Origin of the sequence: Flavobacterium chryseum (genome assembly GCF_004362015.1) — a bacterium.
In the GTDB taxonomy this organism is placed as follows: domain Bacteria; phylum Bacteroidota; class Bacteroidia; order Flavobacteriales; family Flavobacteriaceae; genus Flavobacterium.
Map to the genome: position 1 here is coordinate 83,023 of NZ_SNWW01000002.1, position 20,662 is coordinate 103,684.

At 33.4% G+C, this 20,662-nt stretch carries 18 protein-coding genes; 13 read left to right on the plus strand and 5 right to left on the minus strand.

Annotation, left to right across the window (positions count from 1 at the left end; translation table 11 throughout):
* Position 1: 1 nt before the first annotated feature.
* The 4 genes from EV143_RS04075 to EV143_RS04090 form a co-directional block, all read right to left on the minus strand.
* Positions 2-541: a nuclear transport factor 2 family protein gene (locus tag EV143_RS04075; RefSeq protein WP_133506699.1), complete on the minus strand. Its 540-nt coding sequence runs from the start codon at positions 539-541 to the stop codon at positions 2-4.
* Positions 542-877: 336 nt separating this feature from the next.
* Positions 878-1,738, minus strand: a complete 861-nt coding sequence (locus tag EV143_RS04080; protein WP_133506700.1) for an AraC family transcriptional regulator — start codon at positions 1,736-1,738, stop codon at positions 878-880.
* Positions 1,739-2,324: 586 nt separating this feature from the next.
* Complete coding sequence (locus EV143_RS04085) at positions 2,325-3,215, minus strand: helix-turn-helix domain-containing protein (RefSeq protein WP_133506701.1); 891 nt, start codon at positions 3,213-3,215, stop codon at positions 2,325-2,327.
* A gap of 69 nt (positions 3,216-3,284) precedes the next feature.
* Positions 3,285-4,103 (minus strand): SDR family NAD(P)-dependent oxidoreductase, encoded by an 819-nt coding sequence (locus EV143_RS04090; RefSeq protein ID WP_133506702.1) that lies wholly within the window; start codon positions 4,101-4,103, stop codon positions 3,285-3,287.
* 294 nt (positions 4,104-4,397) lie between these two features.
* Here EV143_RS04090 and EV143_RS04095 point away from each other — a divergent pair, with 294 nt between their 5' ends.
* The 12 genes from EV143_RS04095 to EV143_RS04145 all read left to right on the plus strand — a co-directional run bounded on the left by EV143_RS04095 (position 4,398) and on the right by EV143_RS04145 (position 17,868).
* The gene (locus EV143_RS04095) at positions 4,398-5,627 is read left to right on the plus strand and encodes a cation:proton antiporter (RefSeq protein WP_166638112.1); all 1,230 of its coding nucleotides are present in this window, start codon (positions 4,398-4,400) and stop codon (positions 5,625-5,627) included.
* 116 nt (positions 5,628-5,743) lie between these two features.
* A complete protein-coding gene (locus tag EV143_RS04100) occupies positions 5,744-7,054 on the plus strand; it encodes a TIGR00341 family protein (RefSeq protein WP_133506704.1) in 1,311 nt (436 codons plus the stop codon).
* 321 nt (positions 7,055-7,375) lie between these two features.
* The gene (locus EV143_RS04105; RefSeq protein WP_133506705.1) at positions 7,376-7,939 is read left to right on the plus strand and encodes a Crp/Fnr family transcriptional regulator; all 564 of its coding nucleotides are present in this window, start codon (positions 7,376-7,378) and stop codon (positions 7,937-7,939) included.
* A gap of 68 nt (positions 7,940-8,007) precedes the next feature.
* Positions 8,008-8,889: an NmrA family NAD(P)-binding protein gene (locus tag EV143_RS04110; RefSeq protein WP_133506706.1), complete on the plus strand. Its 882-nt coding sequence runs from the start codon at positions 8,008-8,010 to the stop codon at positions 8,887-8,889.
* 12 nt (positions 8,890-8,901) lie between these two features.
* The gene (locus tag EV143_RS04115) at positions 8,902-9,831 is read left to right on the plus strand and encodes an alpha/beta fold hydrolase (protein WP_133506707.1); all 930 of its coding nucleotides are present in this window, start codon (positions 8,902-8,904) and stop codon (positions 9,829-9,831) included.
* Between the two features lie 363 nt (positions 9,832-10,194).
* Positions 10,195-11,097, plus strand: coding sequence for an AraC family transcriptional regulator (locus EV143_RS04120; protein WP_133506708.1), 903 nt, complete (start codon positions 10,195-10,197; stop codon positions 11,095-11,097).
* A 17-nt stretch (positions 11,098-11,114) separates the two neighbouring features.
* On the plus strand, positions 11,115-11,279 hold the full coding sequence (locus tag EV143_RS21425) for a hypothetical protein (RefSeq protein WP_166638113.1): 165 nt from the start codon (positions 11,115-11,117) through the stop codon (positions 11,277-11,279).
* A 677-nt stretch (positions 11,280-11,956) separates the two neighbouring features.
* Positions 11,957-13,945: a GAF domain-containing hybrid sensor histidine kinase/response regulator gene (locus tag EV143_RS04125; RefSeq protein ID WP_133506709.1), complete on the plus strand. Its 1,989-nt coding sequence runs from the start codon at positions 11,957-11,959 to the stop codon at positions 13,943-13,945.
* Positions 13,946-14,020: 75 nt separating this feature from the next.
* Positions 14,021-14,386: a response regulator transcription factor gene (locus EV143_RS04130; protein ID WP_133506710.1), complete on the plus strand. Its 366-nt coding sequence runs from the start codon at positions 14,021-14,023 to the stop codon at positions 14,384-14,386.
* Positions 14,386-15,600, plus strand: coding sequence for a YaiO family outer membrane beta-barrel protein (locus EV143_RS04135; protein WP_133506711.1), 1,215 nt, complete (start codon positions 14,386-14,388; stop codon positions 15,598-15,600). Before EV143_RS04130 ends, EV143_RS04135 begins: the two co-directional genes overlap by 1 nt.
* A 1-nt stretch (position 15,601) precedes the next feature.
* Positions 15,602-16,423, plus strand: a complete 822-nt coding sequence (locus EV143_RS04140; RefSeq protein WP_133506712.1) for a hypothetical protein — start codon at positions 15,602-15,604, stop codon at positions 16,421-16,423.
* Between the two features lie 14 nt (positions 16,424-16,437).
* Positions 16,438-17,868, plus strand: coding sequence for a glycosyltransferase family 2 protein (locus EV143_RS04145; RefSeq protein ID WP_133506713.1), 1,431 nt, complete (start codon positions 16,438-16,440; stop codon positions 17,866-17,868).
* Positions 17,869-18,459: 591 nt separating this feature from the next.
* On the opposite strand, the gene EV143_RS04150 is transcribed toward EV143_RS04145, so the two are convergent.
* On the minus strand, positions 18,460-19,440 hold the full coding sequence (locus EV143_RS04150; protein ID WP_133506714.1) for a fasciclin domain-containing protein: 981 nt from the start codon (positions 19,438-19,440) through the stop codon (positions 18,460-18,462).
* A 310-nt stretch (positions 19,441-19,750) separates the two neighbouring features.
* Here EV143_RS04150 and EV143_RS04155 point away from each other — a divergent pair, with 310 nt between their 5' ends.
* Complete coding sequence (locus EV143_RS04155) at positions 19,751-20,611, plus strand: AraC family transcriptional regulator (protein ID WP_133506715.1); 861 nt, start codon at positions 19,751-19,753, stop codon at positions 20,609-20,611.
* The last annotated feature ends 51 nt before the right edge of the window (positions 20,612-20,662 follow it).

The following is a 20,662-nucleotide window of genomic DNA, read 5'->3' on the forward strand; positions in this document are numbered from 1 at the left end:
CTTATTTTTTAATTTGATAAATTTTGCTGATGATTTTCCAATCACTGCCGTCCTTAACCAATGTAAACATATCGGCATATTTGTCAGATCCAAACTGAGATTCGATTCTCACTATTGCAACATCACCTTCCACATCCAGAGTAGTCAATTTGTAATTCGCTTCCATTGGCTTCGCTGCAGAAAATCCATCAAATAGTACCTGGATAGGAACACTTTTTAATGCTCCATTTTCAGACCACGACATTGTTGCGGTAGGCGCAAAGGCTGGTTTTGCAATATTTCCATCTCCTTTTTTTCCTGCTTCTACATATAAATCTATTGCTTTCAGGATACCTTCTTTTTGTTCTTGATTGTTTTGCATAACTTCTATTTTATTGTTTTTATTATTTTTATCTTGACAGGAAACTAATAAACCGCCAATTGTTAATACTGAGATAATGCTTAAGGAAAATATTTTTTTCGAAATTTTCCCAATGCCCTGCCCAGTATAACAAATTGAGCAACTTGCTATTGCATTTTTTTGTTCATAAATGTTTTTCATAAATCGTTTTGTTTTAGTTGAAGATTGTTAATTTTTGAGCATAATTTTGTCTGTTATTTTACAGAATAGTTAAGCTCTATTTCTAAAACAAAGGTAATCTGACTACAGCGTGGCGTTTTTTCTAATTAGCTCAAAGATTTTTACTAATTAGTCCTTTTTAAGAATTGAAAATTTTCAATGTAGAAGTTTCTCCATTAATAAAATTGCTATAAAAACTTTTCTAATAAGAATGGAGAATAAGATGGAAGATTGTGATTCAAATAATTGAATACGGGAATTTTATCGAAGTTGAATTATTTTCTAATACTGCAAAAGAATTTAACCCTAAATTATCTCCTAACGGGAGATACTTGGTGCCTGCCCGTAAAATTCTTTGTAAATTCTTGAAAAGTGAGAGACATTTTCAAATCCTAATGAATAACAGATGTCTGAAACAGACAAAGCAGTAGTTTCCAGCATATCTTTTGCCTTTTCCAATCTCTTTTCTCTGATCCAGGTTGCTGGTGCAACATTGTATATATTTTGAAAATCTCTTTTAAAACTCGACAGACTTCTTCCGGAAAGATAAGCCAGTTCGGAAACAGAAACTGGTGAAGCATAATGCTGTTCCACCACATTACGGATATCAGTCTTTACAGGCTCGTGCAACTGGAGAATTTGTAAAAACATATTTCGGTTACATTCTGCAACATCATAAAGTAATTCCATAATTTTCAGGCGAAGCTGCCCGGGATGAACCACCGAATGATCAAAAAAGTAAGGTTTTAGAGAATGGGCAAAGGCAACCAAACATTCATTCATTGGGTAAACTCCTGTCTTAATTTCTCCTTCAGGTTTTGATACTTTAATTTCTGAGGTTGATAAAAATGATTTTAGAACATCATCTTTGATACTGAACATGAAACTATCGTAAATATTATCATTTTCAGCATTTCCGAATTTATGATACTTTACAGCAGTTGCTTTTTTTAGCAAAATCATATCATTCTTGCCAAGCTTATATTCTTGTTTTCCATAAGTAAGATCAACGGACCCTTCCAATACTATTAGTAGTAAATGCTGTTCTAAGTACATGATTCCTTTAGCTTCAGTACTGTGTATACACTGCTCAATTACAGAACAACCATCTAACATCAAAAAGTTTTGCGGCGCATCACAGCCAATTAAAGAAGTTGGAACTTTAATCATTTTTTTCATACTACAACTATTAAAGTTATAAAGCAGTTTTAATTTTGTTTTAGAAATTATTTTGGAATTAATACTGAAATATTTCAAACTTAAGATACAAAGATACAGGTATTAAGAAAAACGTACTTTTCTTTTTAGTCCAAATATTTTGCTCTTTTAGTCCTAAAACAATTCATGTTTAAATATAGAAGGCAAACAATCAATTAGGGTAATTCTCAGAAAAAATATATCAATCCCTAACAGTACATCTAAACCAAAATTCTGAAGACACATAAAGACAGACACAAGATGTAATATAACAATCTCTTCAAATCGTCCATAAAATTTATAAAAATTTATCCTGTTCCTGTCACAAAATTAAAATCCCATTTCTAACGAAATGGGATTTTTTTATGCTTTTTTACTGTTTAGTATATTATTTTAAGCTTTTAGAATATTTAATGTATAATCACTTCAACGTAAGCGTTCCCGCTAGAAGCTCCCGGCAGCGGGGGGAAAATCTGACTCATTGATTAACATTATTTAAAAACGAATTAAAACTTGAGGACATTAAAATACCTGTTTGCGAATGTTTCGCTTCACTATGCTTATAGTTTTAATTGATAAACTGATTCTGAAACTGCTTTGGTGTTAAACCAGACTCTTTCTTAAAGAGACGTGAAAAATAAGGCAAATTTTCAAATCCTAATGCATAAGCTGTCTCAGTTACATTATGATCGGAATTCATTAATAAGTTTTTTGCTTCAGAGATAAGATAAATATGAATGAGTTCCAATGCGGTTTTTCCTGTTTCCTGTTTTAGCAGATCTGTAAGATAATTTGTTGATAAATTAAGTTTATCAGCCATGTATTTAACTGATGGCGCACCATTTTCATTCAATAAACCGCTCTGCGAATAATTTTCCAAAAGCTCATTGAATTTGGTGCTTGTTTTTCCGGTTGATTCTTTCCGATTAATGAATTGCCTTTTATAATAACGCTGGGAATATTTCAATACCGAATCAATGTGTCCGATAATAATATCCCTGCTGTACTCATCCTGATTATTTAAATATTCCGCTTTAATTTTATCATGAAGGTCCCATATGCTCTTTTCTTCTAAGGGAGACAAATGCAATGCTTCATTTACTTCATAATTAAAGAAATTATATTTTTTAATGTTCTGATAAAGCGGGGTGCCGTTTAAAAAATTTTCGTGAAAAATTATAAGAAAATCATCGAGCTCAAATTTCAACTGCTGAAAAGCAATTACCTGTCTGGGTCTTATGAATGACATTGAACCGTTCTGGTGATCGTATTTGGTTTTCCCGTAACTGAATATTCCTGACTCCAGTTTTTTAAAAGCTATCATAAAAAAGTCTGTTGTGAATTCGTCATGCCCCATAGCGCAGAGACCACCGCATTTTACCACACTAATTAATGGATTTTCAGGAGGCGCAAAGTTATTATCCCTGTGCAGTTCAGCTAAGGTCTTAAAATGTTTCATATTACAAATTTAACTAAATCTACGCCAAATTTGGCGTAGATTTATGTTTATCCAAAAAGTACAACTAATTTATTTTCCGTGCGCTGCTGCCGAAACATCTTTCCATTCTTCCCATACAGCTAGCTTTTGTTCATAGACGTATTTAATCCATGGGTAGGCCATATTACCCAGAAATAATCTTGAAGGAGGGTTTGCGCTGTCAACTAAGGCAAGCAAAGCTGGAGGGGTTGCAGCTGGATCTCCGTAATCGCTCGGTTTTCCATTGTTTTGAAAAGCTTGGTGGACAGCTTCATACTCCTGCATTGGTTTACTTTTAGAAGCTGATGCTCCAGGCCAGTCAGTTGCAAATCCGTTTGGCTCAAGTATAGTTACCTTAATTCCGAAATCTGCAACTTCTGCTGCAAGCGCTTCGCTTAATCCCTCTACTGCGAATTTAGAAGCGCTGTAAATGCCCAATGTAGGAAGTGATGTAAGCCCAAGAGCACTTGACAATTGAATAATATGTCCCTGTCCCTGTTTTCTCATAATTGGCAGGACAGCCTGAGTGACCCACAGCAGGCCAAATACATTAGTTTCAATCTGCTGCCTTGCTTCTTCTTCACTGGTTTCTTCAATGGTGCCAAATAGTCCAAAGCCGGCATTGTTGATCAATACATCAATTCCGCCCAAAGCAGTTTCTGCATATTGTACTGCTTCAAAAGTTTTGGTTCTGTCCGTTACGTCCAATTGTATTGGAGTTATTAAATCGCCAAATTCCTTAATCAGGTCATCGAGATCCGATAGTCTTCTGGCTGTTGCAGCCACTTTGTCTCCGCGTTCTAAAAAGGTCTTAGCCCAAAGTTTTCCAAATCCTCTGGATGCTCCTGTAATTAAAATTGTTTTTCTCATTATATTAAAATTTAATACCGCAAATCTAAGACGCCAGATATATTAAAACTGATACAGAAACTGGTATTACTGACACAAAAAAGAACTGAAGCTGCTACCTTTTTGATATCCAAAACGACACTATATGCATTGTTTTGACATCAGTTACTATACATTAATTTAGGCAACATCTCAGACTAACTGATTAACCATTATCATATAATTCTTCAATTGAAATAATTAAGATTAAGTTCATTTTTACATCTATATGTAAATTGAATTGCTTAACTTGATAATACCAATATGGAGAGCATTATGAATTTATTTAATTTTGAATCCTATAACTTTTATCTATTAGCGGGAGGAACTATTACCCTTCTTGCTGCGGTGATTCCCAACGTTTTTGATAAAAAACAGCTGACACCGCCTATTATCTATATTTTTATAGGTATTGCCATTGCCTTTGCAGGCAGGCAGTATACAGACTTTGACGTAATGCAGCATACTGATATTATTAGGCGGGTGTCTGAATTTGTAGTAATTATTGCCCTGACAAATGCAGGATTAAAAATTAAAAAACCATTTGCATGGGAAACCTGGAAATACTCCTTTAGATTACTAATTATCACCATGCCTCTTACTATTATTGGGGCTGCATTGACAGGATGGTGGCTGCTTAATCTTGCACCGGCTGCAGCATTACTTTTTGGTGCACTTATCTCACCTACCGACCCTGTCCTGGCATCAGATCTACAGACTAGCCGCCCGAGCAAAAAAGATTTGTCAAAAATACGTCTGGTTCTAACATCGGAAGCTGGATTAAATGATGGGTTAGCATTTCCTTTTACTTACTTTGCTATCTTTATGGCTGCACAAGGCAATGATTACACGAAGTGGATTGGCGAATGGTTTTATATTGATGTGATATATAAAATTATTGTTGGGGTAATAATAGGATTTACAGCAGGCTGGTTATTGTACAAACTTATATTTAAAATTACATCCAAAAGTCATCACTCCCATATCAGCCGAGGTATTCTATCATTGGCTTTGACACTTTTACCTTATGGGATTACCGAACTTCTGGGAGGGTATGGATTCATAGCTGTATTTATTGCAGCATGTACCTTTAGCAGCAGTGAAGAAAAAGCAAAGTATATGGACACACTTCACGATTTTACCGAAGAAGCAGAACAAATTTTTGTTGCCTTCATATTTATATTTTTCGGCATCTATCTCAGTGCTTCAATGGAGAAACTTCTTGATTTTAGGATAATAATAACTGCTGTTATTGTACTTATTTTTGTCAGACCGCTCAGCGGATGGGTCGCATTGTATAAAACAGACTTATCAGCATTTCAAAAATTTACGTTATCCTTCTACGGAATTCGCGGTGTTGGTTCTATTTTTTATCTCATGTACGCCTTCGAGCAAACTGAATTTCCAAATGCTCATGAACTGATTCAGTTGTCCGCTGTAATCATTGTACTCTCGGTTTTTATCCATGGTTTATCCGCATCCACATTACAAAAGAAGCTTGATTGAGAGTGAAATATTAAGGACGAAATAACATTTTTAAACCTTAATTTAAAAGATTCTAGTATTAAATTTTATCTTTAATAAGTAAGCTAACCTGTAGTACTATTGTAACAAAAAAGATTATGAAACAATTCAATGACATACTAAATCTCAAAGAAGGAGAAGATGACAGGGCAAGAACGCTTGAAAATGTTAAAAAGAACATTGAATTTAAGGGGGCAAATCTTTGGATACTCGCCTGTGCAATAATTGTAGCTTCCGTTGGACTAAATGTAAATTCAACAGCCGTCATTATAGGCGCGATGTTAATATCACCTTTAATGGGGCCTATTCTGGGTGCAGGATTTGCCTTGGGAATTTATGATTTTAAACTTTTGAAAAAATCTCTAAAAAACCTTCTAAATGCAACACTTGTCAGCCTGACGGTTTCAACATTATATTTCTATTTGAGTCCTTTTAAGGATGTACAATCAGAATTATTGGCCAGGACCTCTCCTAACATTTATGACATTCTGATTGCTTTTTTTGGAGGAATTGTCGGGGTCATTGCCATTACCAGGTCTGAAAAAGGAAATCCAATTCCTGGGGTAGCCATTGCAACTGCCCTGATGCCTCCATTATGCACAGCGGGATACGGAATCGCCACTGCACAATGGTCGTTTTTCTTTGGTGCCTTCTACTTGTACTGCATTAACTGTGTTTTTATCGGAATTGCTACTTTTTTAATTATAAAATACCTTAATTACCCGGCAGTTAAGCAAGTAAACGAAAAACAGCAGAAAAGGGTAAAATTTATTATTGCCTTTCTTATTACTGCCATGCTTTTACCCAGCGGATATCTTGCATTTTCTTTATACCGCGAGCAGCAGTTTAAGAAAAATGTGGAGCTGTTCATAGAAAAAGAGTTCAGCAGCAAAGGCTATACGGTAGTATATAAAAAAACGGATTTTAATCCAAAAAAGAAAAAAATTGAATTGGCTTTTCTTTCTAAAAGATTTGATTCGCTGGAAATGAAAGCCTTAAAAAATAAAATTAATAAAAATCAGTATCTCAAAGGTGCTCATCTTTTAATTCGGCAGGATACAACTGACAGGTTCAACGCTCTTAAAGGCGACATCTTAAATCAGATAAAAGGAAGCGAGAATGAGATGAACTCTAAAGATGTAAAAATTATGCAGCTCGAAAAGCAACTGGCTTTAAATAAATTTGACAACAAGCAACTCTTAAAGGAAAGCAGAGCACTGTTTCCTAATATCGTCTCATTATCCATCACAAAAACCACTATAATAACCCAAAAAGATAGTCTAATTCCCTTAACTGCTGTCATATATGAAAGCCCACGCAGACTTAGCCAATCTGATCAGGAAAAACTAAGGAACTGGCTGAATCAAAGACTTTCCGTTAAGGATGTTGAACTTTTCAAAAAACAATAATAAAAATTATTTAAATCTTTTTCTGGCTGGTGTTAAAAATCACAATCGAAGCAAAATCAGGGCCTACTTAGCTTTGATTCGAAACTTTATAGTCCGATTATAACTTTCATCTTTCCTTTTACACTGGCACCAGATGAATTTTCAAAAGGAGCCAGTTATTGCAGTCTTTAAGCGGAAATGATACAGGACAACTTTTATAACATTAAATAAATAAAACTTCAAATGATTTTGGCTCATAGTAACAAAGAATATCGCCGGATAATCTTTTTGTAATCAGTTTCTATTATTTGAATTGTATCTTAGCATAATTTTAAATAGGCAATGAAACAATTATCTGATTTTATTAGATCTAAAGTAATAATTAAGGCGGATGAGCTGGAGATCATTTTGTCTAATTTTCAAGAAATGACACTTGAAAGAAGACAGTTTATTTTAAAAACAGGGCAAATTGCTAACCACTACTATTTTATCAAGTCAGGTGCGTTACGTTTTTATTACGGAGACTTCGAAGAACAATTAACGGCATGGGTAATTGTTAAAGATGAATTTTTTACCGAAATATCAAGCCTTAATCCTCAACTCCCTACACGTTTTAATATTGAAGCTATCGAAAAAACGGAATTACTTTACATCCATAAAAATGATATGGAAATATTGTATAAACAAATTCCAGCCTGGCAGGAATTTGGCAGAATCACCTGGGAAAATATGGCTATCCGTATGATTAACCAAATTATTAGTTTTCAGACCTTATCAGCCGAGCAACGTTATCTGGAGTTTATGCAGGATGCCGAATTGATGAAAAGAGTACCTGTAAAACAGATTGCCTCTTACCTTGGCATTACTCCTAATGCACTAAGCAGGATACGAAAAAACATCAAGTAGTAATTACCTACCAAATGGTAGCTTATTAAATGACAATAGCGTTTTAGATTTGCATTAAAATAATGACAATGAAAAATACTATTGTGGTAGCTGGCGCTACAGGAAATTTAGGCCATCGTATTTGTAAAGAACTAATTAAAATGGAGGTTACGGTTAGAGCAATTGTGCGTAACAGCAGCGATCCCAAAAAAGTTGATTCGCTCAAAAAAATGGGAGTTGAAATTTTTCCGGTTGAACTATTCAATAAAGAAGAACTTACTGCTGCGTGCCAAGGTGCAACATGTGTGGTATCTGCTGTTACAGGACTACATGATGTAATTGTTGATGCACAACTGGAATTATTGCATGCAACAATTGCAGCCGGCGTACCACGTTTTATACCATCAGATTTTTCCTCTGATTTTACCGCCATCCCTAAGGGTGAAAATAGGAATTTTGATTTAAGAAAAGAGTTTGAGCAGCACCTTGAACAAAGTTCTATAAAATCTACAACTATTTTTAACGGTTGCTTTGCTGATATTCTAAGGTACAATACTCCGCTATTTAATGCAACAACTCAAACTGTTGCTTTTTATGATGATAAAGCCGACTGGAAAATTGATTTTACAACGATGGACGATACGGCGGCCTTTACAGCCAAAGCTGCACTGGATACTAACGCACCGAGGTTTTTACGAATTGCAAGTTTTAGGGTCAGCCCTAACGATCTTATTGCTTTAAGTGAGCAGTATAAAGGCAAAAGATTTGAACTTGTTGATATGGGTTCTATGGAACGATTTTCTGCCTACAATAAAATACAAAGGGCAAAAGACCCTGCCGGAGAAGATGAGCTATATCCAAAATGGCAACAGGCACAGTACCTATACAGTATGTTTTTAGTACATCACCAAAAACTTGATAATGATAGATATCCAACTTTGGTATGGTCTAAAGTCGAAGATAATATTTAAATACTTGGAATTATGAATATTGAAAATAAAAAGAACGGCATTGACCAGTACTCTGATGAAGAGCTTATTAAAAACTGGCTCGGATTTGAAAATAAATTTGCCATAGTAAATGGTGTACAATTGCATTATGTACAAGGTGGCAGCGGCTCCCCACTATTATGTCTGCCGGGATGGCCGCAAACGTGGTACTCTTTTCATAAAATTGCACCGCATCTTGCAGAAAATTATAGAGTAATTGTTGTTGATATAAGAGGCATGGGAACTTCTGGAAAACCGAAAGATGGTTACGATAAAAAAACAATGGCTAAAGATATTTATGAACTTATAAAGCATCTAGGATTTGAAAAAGTGAATCTTTTAGGACATGATATTGGGGGCATGGTAGCAATGAGCTTTGCCTTTAATTACACTGAAGCAATTGATAAATTGATTGTAATGGATGGTGCGCATCCTACTGAAGGTATGTTGCAAATGCCGTTGATACCGGCAAAAGGAACATTTAGTGATAAAATGGATGTTAATATGCCCTACGTGTGGTGGATGGCCTTTAATCAGGTTAGACATCTCCCTGAAAAATTATTAGAAGGCAGGTTCAGGTACCTGCTTGATTACCTTTTTTCCTATGTAATGCTGGATGATACAAAAATGACTGATTTTGAACGAGAAGTTTATGCATCAGTATACAATAATCCGGAAAATATACGTGCCTCTAATGCATGGTATCAAAGCTTTACAGAGGACATAGAGGATTCGAAAAACTATAAACCGTTAACCATTCCGGTATTGGGTATAGGCAGTAATTCAAGTTACAACTACATAAAAATGGGATTGCCTTATGTCGCAATTAACTGCAAAGTAGAGGGGATTATGGATAGTGGACATTATATGATCGAGGAAAATCCTAAAAAAATTATTGAGTTGGTTACCGGCTTTTTAAGTTAATCTTTAAAAAGTTAACAAGACTAATTTAGTAAAAAAAATTCAAATTATCCGATAGTTTATTTTAAGTTATCTAGTGTTTCTAATCCTACTGAGATTAGAAAAAATCAAAAATGTGCAGTAAAAGTTAAGTATGTATTATTTATTATTTATCACCACTAAATTTTGACATCAATAACATTAGAATTATGATTCAGATTTATTTCTTGAATTAGATTTTATGTTCAAGAATTTATCGCTAAAATTATATTTTCTATCTTCATTCTACTTGTAAATAACTTAAAATGTTTTTTAATTAATAATTTTGATTCAGCTGTTGATTAATATTTCATTAAAAGATTAATTTAGAACGACGAAAACCTAAGTATGAAAGAAGATTACATAAAACGAATTAATAATGTACTACTATTTATTGACCAAAATTTAGATCAGGAACTGAATTTGGAAACTATAGCTAAAATTGGAAATTACTCGCCATTTCATTTGCACAGAATTTTTAAAGCAATTACAAATGAAACTATAAATGAATACATTACTCGCAAAAGAATTGAAAAAGCGGCGTCAATACTTTTACACAAAAGAGAAATAACAATATCAGAACTTTCATTACAATATGGGTTCAACAGTAACTCGTCCTTTACAAGAACTTTTAAGAAATTTTACGGGATAAGCCCTAAAGAATTCCGACAAACATATCCAGATAAATTTAGCAAGATTGGTAAAATGGATAGCAAGAATAGACAAGAAAATGGAATATTTGACCAATATATTTGCAACATTAATAACCATAAAAATTGGATAAAAATGAAAGCAAAAATTGAAATTAAAGAAATGCCAAAATTAGATCTTGCTTATATTTCACAAATTGGACATAATGGAATGCAGAATGCTTATTCAAAATTAATTAAGTGGGCAACTTCAAGAAGGCTTCTGGAAAATGAAAACTTAAAAATAGTTACCATTTACCACGATAGTTTTAAAATAACTGAACCTGAAAAAGTTAGAATGAGTGCCTGCATTTCGTTGAAAGAAAAAGTGGAAGTTGATGGAGAAATTGGATTAACTACAATTGAAAGAGGTAGATTTATTGTAGGACATTTTGAAATTCAAATAAACGAATTTGAAAAATCATGGAGCGGTCTTTTTATTTGGATGAGCGAAAACGGATATAAAAAAGCTGATCGAAATCCTTATGAAATTTATTATAATGATTTTAATGAGCATCCGGAAAAAATGAGCATCGTAGATTTTTGTATTCCAATTGAATAAATTAAAACTTCCTAAAAATGGAATACAAAGAAATAAAAACAGTGATAATTTTGACTTTAATAATTACAACGTTTTTAGCAATGTTTGAATTAAACATCACAAAAAAATATTATTTGAATAAGTCCAAAATCAGTTTCACTGAAGTAACAACTTATGCCCTAAAAATTAAAAATACAAAGTAAAAATAAGCTGTAACTATTAAAATTAAAAAAAACATTCTAAACTTAGATAGTTATATCCATTAGAAATTCAGCGGATTTAAAATTTCCGTATTATGTTTTTTAATTGATAATATTAGTTAATAATTGAAAACGGTTCGAAGTCCTGTTAAGGATATAGTATTTTTTTCTCTCTCTCGGTTTATCATAATTTTTTGATACTAAATATAGTAATTCCAAAATAATTTTAGTAGCCTTCTCATCTACCTGAATGCCGTTGCTAGAAAGAATAATAACGGCTTTTCTACTGAAACATTCTTCTATTGGTTTTTCGGTTACTTTTTTTTGATAATTTTAAAAATGCTTGATTTAAATCTAAAGAATGAGCTCCTGTTTGAAAATCAATATCAGTCTGCGCAAGATTCAAGATGCTTCTCATATAAGGTATTAAATTCAGAGAATATTTGTAAGATAGATTGCGAATTTCACTTCCATAAATTAACTTTTGCCCATTTAGTAAAATAAGTAATTATCGCAAAGGAATGGCAATGTGCACATAAAAATATCAATATAAGGTAAAGCTGAATTTTATACGCTACAGAACCAGAACTATTACCTGTAAGCCATAATGGTTCAACACCTACATATTTTGTAAGGTTATAACTAAAATTATCTCTATTTTTGTATCTTATTTTGAGAGTATGGATAATAAGAAACTACCAATACCAAATAATGAGCTAGACCGCCTGGCAGCGTTAAAACGTTATAATATTCTTGACACACTTCCAGAACATGCTTTTGATGATGCAACGAAACTTGTTTCCTACATATGTGGTGTACCAATAGCTCATATTTCATTTATTGATGAAAACAGACAATGGTTTAAATCTGAAATTGGAATTGGAGTGACCGAAGTACCGCGCGAAATTTCTTTTTGCCAGTATACAATTTTGGACTCTAAAATGATTGAAATTCCTGATACCCATCTAAGCGAACAATTTAAAGATGACCCAAATGTTACTGGTGGTTTTAAGGTAAGGTTCTATGCCGGTGTTCCACTTACTACGCCGGATGGCTATAATATAGGAACGCTTTGCGCTATAGACCATGTAACTAAAGAACTTAACGAAAACCAGAGAAATGCACTTTCAATTATTGCAAAGCATGTGATAAATCAATTAGAATTAAGCACAAAAAACATTGAACTAAACGTTCAGAAAAAAATTGCCGAGCGTGCAGTACAAGCTAAAGATAGTTTTCTGGCTAATATGAGCCATGAAATCAGGACGCCTCTCAATGCCATAATTGGTTTTACAGATCTTCTTGCCCAGACAAAATTAGATAATGTTCAACGTGATTATATTGATAGTGTACAAATTGCAGGAGAAAATTTACTTCTGATTATAAATGACATTCTGGATCTTTCAAAAATAGAATCCGGTAATCTGAACATTGATGCGCAGCCCTTCAACTTAAAGAAAACACTCAAACATATTTATAATTTACTAAAGGTAAAAGTTCCAACAGGTGTAGAATTTAATCTTTTCCTGGATGCAGATATGCCTGAAATGGTCATTGGTGATCAGGGAAGACTAAACCAAATATTAGTTAACCTTACAGGTAATGCGCTTAAATTTACCGAAGAAGGTGAAGTAACTGTTTCTGTAAAAAAAGTCGACGAGACTGAAAATCAATATTCCCTTAAATTCACTGTTAAAGATACCGGCATAGGTATCCCTAAAACCAAACTTAAAACTATTTTTGAACGCTTTACACAGGCAGAAGAAAGTACTACACGAAGATTTGGCGGTACTGGCCTTGGGCTTAATATTGTAAAGCAGCTAGTGGAATTGCAAAACGCCGAAATTCACGTGAAAAGTCAGGAAGGATATGGGTCAGAATTTTTTTTCGTGCTTACTTATAAAAAAGTAAATGAGACTGAAACCGAAACAGAAAAATTATCGGAAGAAAATTTAGGGCAGATTAAAATACTGCTTTGTGAAGACAACATTTTAAACCAAAAACTCGTAAAGAGTGTTATTCAAAATTTTGGTTTTGAATTAGACATTGCAGAAAATGGTGAGCAAGGAATCGCTTTTTTATCCAAAAACAAATATGACCTGGTACTGATGGATCTTCAAATGCCTGTTAAAGATGGTTATCAAACAACAGATTATATCCGTAATGAAATGAAATTAGCCATTCCTATTATAGCAATGACTGCACACTCCCTTGCAGGAGAACAAGAGCGTTGTTTTAATGTAGGAATGGATGCATATGTACCTAAACCTTTTAAGCAAGCAGCACTTTTAGAAGCAATAAAAACAGTATTAAGTAAAGATATTGACCTTCCGCAGAAGAGAAAATTAGATCTGTCTTATTTAGAAGAAATGTCTTGCGGTGACACGAAATTCAAGCAGGATATGATCAATATTTTTATAGAAAAAATTCCAAATCAGGCAGCTCAACTAGAAGCGGCTTTTAATGTTAATAACATCGAGGCTGTTAAAAAACTGTCACATCATATGAAATCCAGTTTAGATATGTTCATGCTCCAGGATTTATGTAACTCCTTGTCTGTTATAGAAGAGGAGGCTTATATTGGAAAATTTACTACTGAGAGTGTCGATAAAATAAATATAATACATTGTGGAATCGCTGAAGTAGTTAAAATTTTAAAGGAACTATGATAAAAGAGAAATAAACTATAGCTTTACGTTATTTACTTAATTTTTATAATTGCTTTAAGACATAAATTTAAGCTGATGAAAATAGTTTTAGCCGAAGATAACGAAATACTACGCAAATCATTATCTTTTTTTCTAGAATCGAAAGGATTTACTGTTGACCAATTTTCTGATGGTAAAGAAGCACTCCAGGCCATTGAAACAAATAATTATGACCTGATACTAACAGATATAAATATGCCAGGTATAAGCGGAATGGAAATTACGCAATATGTAAGACAGAGCATTGGTTCTGATATTCCAATCATTATACTTACTTCTTCAGGCATAGAACAAACTGAACTGGATTCTTTTGATATAGGTGCAAACGAATTCATTGCTAAACCAGTCAGTCTAGCTATACTTTTGGTGAGAATTAATAAATTATTAAATCAACGTGGCTAATGAAGTTCCTATATTATACCATTTTTTTATTGCTTATTTCTAACACCATACTCGGTCAGGAAATTAACATTGATGTTGTTATGTCTGACGTAAAAAGTGAAGTAGAAAAAGGCAACTACGACAAAGCACTCTCGATGCTTGAGCCTTTGATTGCAAAGTTTCCCGAAAATGAAGAAATAAAGATTTACACAGGGCGCATTTACACTTGGAAAAAAGATTACAAAACTGCCATAAATATACTTTCGCCAATGGCAGACAGGACTAATCCGTCGCCAGATGCTTTATTAGCTATTATAAATGTATTTTATTGGTCTGAAAAGTTCGAAAAATGCATTAATTATTGTGATACTTATCTGGCTATTGATCCTAATTCTTATGATGTACTGCTTATTAAAGCAAATTGCCTTGAAAAACTGGGTCGAAATAACGAAGCATTAGTCGAAATTGAAAAAATATCCATAAACGAGAATAACACTCAGGCCATTACAGGTCTGCGAACACTTATTGGCCGTAAGGCAAAAAATGCAGTCGCCGCTTCTTATCTAAACGTGTCAACATCCAGTCCGGGACAGTCGCCCCTGCATTATGGTTATGTGGAATATTCTCATAAATTCACCAGTTCAGCATTGGTAGGACGTGTTAATGTGGGACACGCCAATAACGATACACAAATGCTATTTGAAGCAGATTACTACCAAACTTTTTCTAAACGAAATTATCTATATGTAAATGCCGGTTTTTCGACTGGCGAGACCATATTTCCCGTTGCAAAAGCAGGTGCCGAATATTACTTTACTCCATATCGTAAGTTTGATTTCTCTCTTGGAGTAAAATTTATGCATTTTGAAACCGAAGATGTAACATTGCTTACAGGGCAATTATCGTATAGAATGGGCAGCTATGCCCTCGCCTACCGACCTTTTTATGATACCGGAAACAAACTGTTTTCTCATGTTTTAAGCGTACAGACTACCAATGATGAAAAAGAAAGTTTACTAAGACTGGAACTGCAATATGGTAATGTACCTTACCTGTATTTATATAATAATTTTGTTGAACCTTTGAAGGCATACAGAGTTGGTATACAATACCAGCAACGCATTAGTAATTCATTTTTTATACGACCTGTTTTCTTATATGAGTATGAAGAATATTTACCTGAGCAGTACAGAAACAGGTTTAATGTTCAAATAATTTTGACTAAACGCTTCTAATATGAAAAAGCTTTGGGAATTTTATAAAAGTGATGTATGGATAGAACCATTTCTTACGTTTTCTATAATCTTCTTTATAATTGCATCATTTATTTTGTATCTATTGATTATCAGAAGCCGAAGCCGTAATATAAAAAAAGAAAGACTTCGTATAGATTACGATTTGGTTATTGAAAAACTAATTTTCTCTATTATTTTTCAGGATGTTACTTCATCAGCAATTGTAGAAGATCCGGAATATAAAAAGCTTTCTAAAACAACTTTTTTTAGAGAAGTAATGATAGAGTCTATAATAAATCTCCATAAAAATTACGAAGGTACTTATGCTAAGAAACTTGAACAATTTTACAAGGAATCAGGATTAATAAATGATTCGTTTAAAAAGCTTAAAAGCCAGAAATGGGAATTAAAATGTAAAGGAATTACCGAACTTGCCGAACTCAATATCACAGAGGCTTTCGACAGTATTATAAAAGTCTCTAAAAAGAGAAATAAAACTTTAAAAATTACTGCGCTCAATGCCGGGATTAAACTTGCCGGTACAAAAGGAATTGTACATCTTACGGAACACACTCATCCTATTGATGACTGGGCACAGATCAATATTATAAGTGCTTTTAAAAAACATGATATAGGAGATACTGAAGGTGTTGAACTCTTATTGGAATCTCAAAATTCGACTGTTGTAGTGCTTGGACTAAAGATTATTCAGGAACTTAAACTAACTCAAAAAATTCCTCATATCATGCAATTAGTTGCAAGAGATCCTAATACATTAATAAAATATGAAGCGCAAAATGTATTGCAGATACTAACAGTTTAAATCATAGCAAGCAAATGACTTTTTTTAATAGTGAAATAACATTCTTTATTCATATTTATCTATTTCTTATACTTGGTTATGCGATATTGATTATGTCTTCTTATCTTGTATTAGCCTACCTTTCTACAAAAGAGCTAAGGGAATATCTTAAAAAAAATAGCTTTGTAGATTATAATGTACTTCTCACCAGTGAATTTGCACCAAAGCTATCTTTAATTGCTCCTGCTTATAATGAAGGTTTTACTATCGAAGAAAATATAAAATCGTTACTTTCTTTAAATTACAATAATTATGATGTAATTGTGGTAAATGATGGAAGTAAAGATAACTCGATGGAGATCCTTATTAAGACCTATGACCTATTTTTAACGGACATTAACATTCATCCAAAGATTAAAACAAAAAAGATAAAAGGCGTTTATACCTCTAAAAATGCTGCTTTTAAAAAACTAATTGTTGTTGACAAAGAAAATGGCGGTAAGGCCGATGCTCTTAATGTGGGCCTAAACTTCGCACAGCATCCTTATGTCGTATGCATTGATGTTGATTGCATCTTGGATAAAGATTCTTTGCTTAAGCTGGCAAAACCATTTCTGGAATCTCATGGAAAGCGCATTATTGCTACTGGTGGCGTGGTAAGGATAGCAAATCAGTGCGTCATTAAAAATGGCAGATTGGTTGAAATTAACATTCCGGATTTACTGCTGCCAAGAATACAGGTTTTAGAATACCTTAGAGCTTTTCTACTGGGAAGAATGGCTTGGGGAAGACTCGACGGATTATTGTTAATAAGCGGTGCCTTTGGTGCTTTTGATAAAGAAATTGCAATATTAGCAGGTGGCTACAGCACAAAAACAGTCGGTGAGGACATGGAGTTGGTAGTAAGAATGCGCCGATATATGTTAGAAAACAAAATACCATATTCCATTAGTTATATACCGGACCCGCTTTGCTGGACCGAAGCACCTGAAGATTTTAAAATATTCAAAAAGCAGCGCAGTCGCTGGATGAGAGGAACTATTGAAACCCTTAGCCTTCACAAGAAAATGTTTCTTAATCCTAAATATAAAATACTGGGGATGCTTAGTGTACCTTATTGGACACTCTTTGAATTTCTGGCTCCTGCAATAGAATTTATTGGTATTGTAATTACAATTCTATTTTTTGTATGTGGACTGATTCACTGGCATTTTTTCTTTTTACTCTTAATATTTGTTTACTTTTTTGCTGTGTTGTTTTCAGTTATTGCACTGTATAGTGAAGAGCGAACTTATCATAAATATCCTAAACAAGCTGATTTTTTTAAGCTGTTGCTGGCTGCTTTCATAGAGCCAGTATATTTTCATCCATTGGCCGTTTATGCTGCAATTATTGGTTACAAAGAAAAAATTATGGGAACCAAAGGCTGGGGTGAAATGACAAGAAAAGGCTTTACAAAGAAATAATAGTATTGACAGAATTAACAAAAAAGATAAAAACTATACTGTTATTAGAAAAAAAACTATCCTTTGAATTTTGTGGCCAGATCTTGGCTCATGGTGTTTTCGAAAACCAGAAACTTAGCAAAGCACGCTATAAGATTAATTAAGCTCTAAACTTTATAACCTTTTTTTATAGTTGTCTATTTTTTAAAGGTTCGATTTATTTTCCAGGTACAAAAACAAACTTATAAATCAATTTTTTAAGGATTTTATTTAAAACAATTCGTCAAGTAGTTAGGAACTTTAATTCTTTTAAAAACAATATTAAAACAAGAAAGATGAGCATTACTGCCCATCTTTAATTTATATTTTGCTAATATTTATTCTATTTCTTAGAAATTCTCACTAAGTCTGAAACTCACCTTAGAACCTTAAATCCCCGTTCGAGATTAGTTCTGGTTAAGTATGATATGTACGATGAATGCCAGATAAATTTAAATCGAAAAAAATCTGGTATTAAAAAGCGATTAAGTAAAAATTATTTGACTTAATCGCTTTATGAAAAAGATTCAGACTATATTTTTTGGTGCCATCTCGAAATAAGTCCTATTGTAATTAAAACTTAGGCAATAAAACTTTGTCTATTACATGAATTATTCCATTTGAACATTGCACATCTGTCGCAACTATATTACTTGTTCTACTGCTGGCATCTGTAATTTTTGCTCCGCCAGTTAAGCCAATTGTAAAGTTTTGTCCAGCAAAAGTACTTACAACCTGCCCGTTTGTTAAAGCTGAGGATTGAACATTTGCTCCGGCAACAACATGATATTTTAAAGTTGTTTCAAGAACATTCGCCGGAATTGCAGGAAGTCCTGAAAATCCGGTTTCAGTTAAAAAACTGGTAAAAGCTGCATTTGTAGGAGCGAAAACAGTAAAAGGTGAGCTGGCCGTTCCTGATAATATTCCGGCAAAACCCGATGCAGGATTGTACGTCAAAGCTGCTACCAGAGTTGTAAAATTCTTATTGGCAATAGCATGATTCACAATAGTAGGAAGTCCAATAACCCCGTCAACTACATGAATGACTCCATTTGAAGCTTCAATGTCTGCTGTTGTTACTGTACCGCCTCCATTTGTTTTCCCTCCATTGATGTCAACACCTGCACCTTTTTCGATATACATACTGATCGTATTTGAGGTTGATGCACCTCCCTTTGCTAAAGTTTTTACATAACCAGTTGTAATTTCAGTTGATTTGACTTTTGTGCTTAAAACATGATTAAGTAATATTTCCTTTAAAGCTGCTACAGGTACTGCCTCTAGATTGGCATAACCATTAGCAGATAAAAAAGCACTAAAAGCAGTATTGGTGGGTGCAAAAACGGTATAAGAACCCGAGGAGTTCAATGTGGTGGTGAGACCTGCTTTATCCAAAGCAGCAACCAAAGAGCTAAGATTTGGATTTGATTTAGCAATAGATACGATGGTTTGAGGTGGTTGTGATGAGTTATCATCATCATCATTGTTACATGAAATACTGACTAAAGCAATTAAGGCTAAAAAAGCGATTAATTTAAATTTGATTGTTTTCATAGGATATTTTTTATTATTTACTAGCTAAGTTAATTAATTTTTGTTTAACAAAATAGCAAAAAGATTAAACAAATTTAAATTTTAACATTTTTTTAATTTCATAATCAACTAACAAATAACCACTTAAGGATCTGGATTATTTAAAACTGCTACAGAAACGGGTATCACTACACAAAAACAAAATCAAGCGGAGACATAATGGTATTAGAGCTGTTAGTCCCTCTTTTTTATTTCGTTTAAGAATGAAGTTTGAAATATTGAACATTTTAATCTCTATTTTTGCAATTAGTATAATGATGCTATTGTAATCTTGAAAAATCAAAACCAAACTATTACACAATTTGAGCTTTCGCCTCTTGCCAAGGCAGGGATTATTATTGTTAATATGGAAGATCGAGAAGTTGAAGAGCACGATATTTCGAAACCACATCGCGATAATCATTGTCAATTGATGTTCGCTTCAAACGGAACATTCAAATTAAATATTGATTTTGAAAATGTCGAATTTTCCGGACCTGCCCTACTTTGTGTATTTCCTGAACAAGTACATCATATTATAGATGTAAAAGATCCTAAAGGATGGATGATTAGTTTTGATCCGTCGCTGTTTAGTAAAGAAATAGTACAGCTTTTAGAAAGCAAAATCGAAAATCCATTTTTACTTCAACAAGAATCTAATTTTTGCCAGCAGCTTGTTATTCTAATGAATTTAATAGAGAAAGTGCAGTTAGAAAATACCAATAACTACATTCAAAAAAGTATTCATTCCTTATTAAATGGTCTTTTGAGCCTGATTGCCGGAGAACTCTTTTCTAATGCATCTGTTGATAAAGAGAAAGAAAACCGAAGTATTATAATTAAGGAAACTTTCATAAAACTAACAAAAGAGCATTTTAAAACCTGGAAACAACCTTCTCAATACGCTTCGGCACTTTCTATTTCGGTGGCGCATTTAAATGATACCGTAAAATCATTAACCGGAAGCTCTGTATCTATTCATATTCAGGAAGCATCGATTATGGAAGCCAAAAGATTGCTTTATTTTACAGATAAAAACGTCAGGGAAATAGCTTATGAAGTTGGTTATGACGAACCGGTTTATTTTGGAAAACTTTTTAAAAAAGTAACAAACCTTACTCCTCTTGAATTTCGGAAAAAATTCCGTGATTAGGACTATCATTCCCTTTATTGAAACTACATTAAAAACCATACTACAACTAGC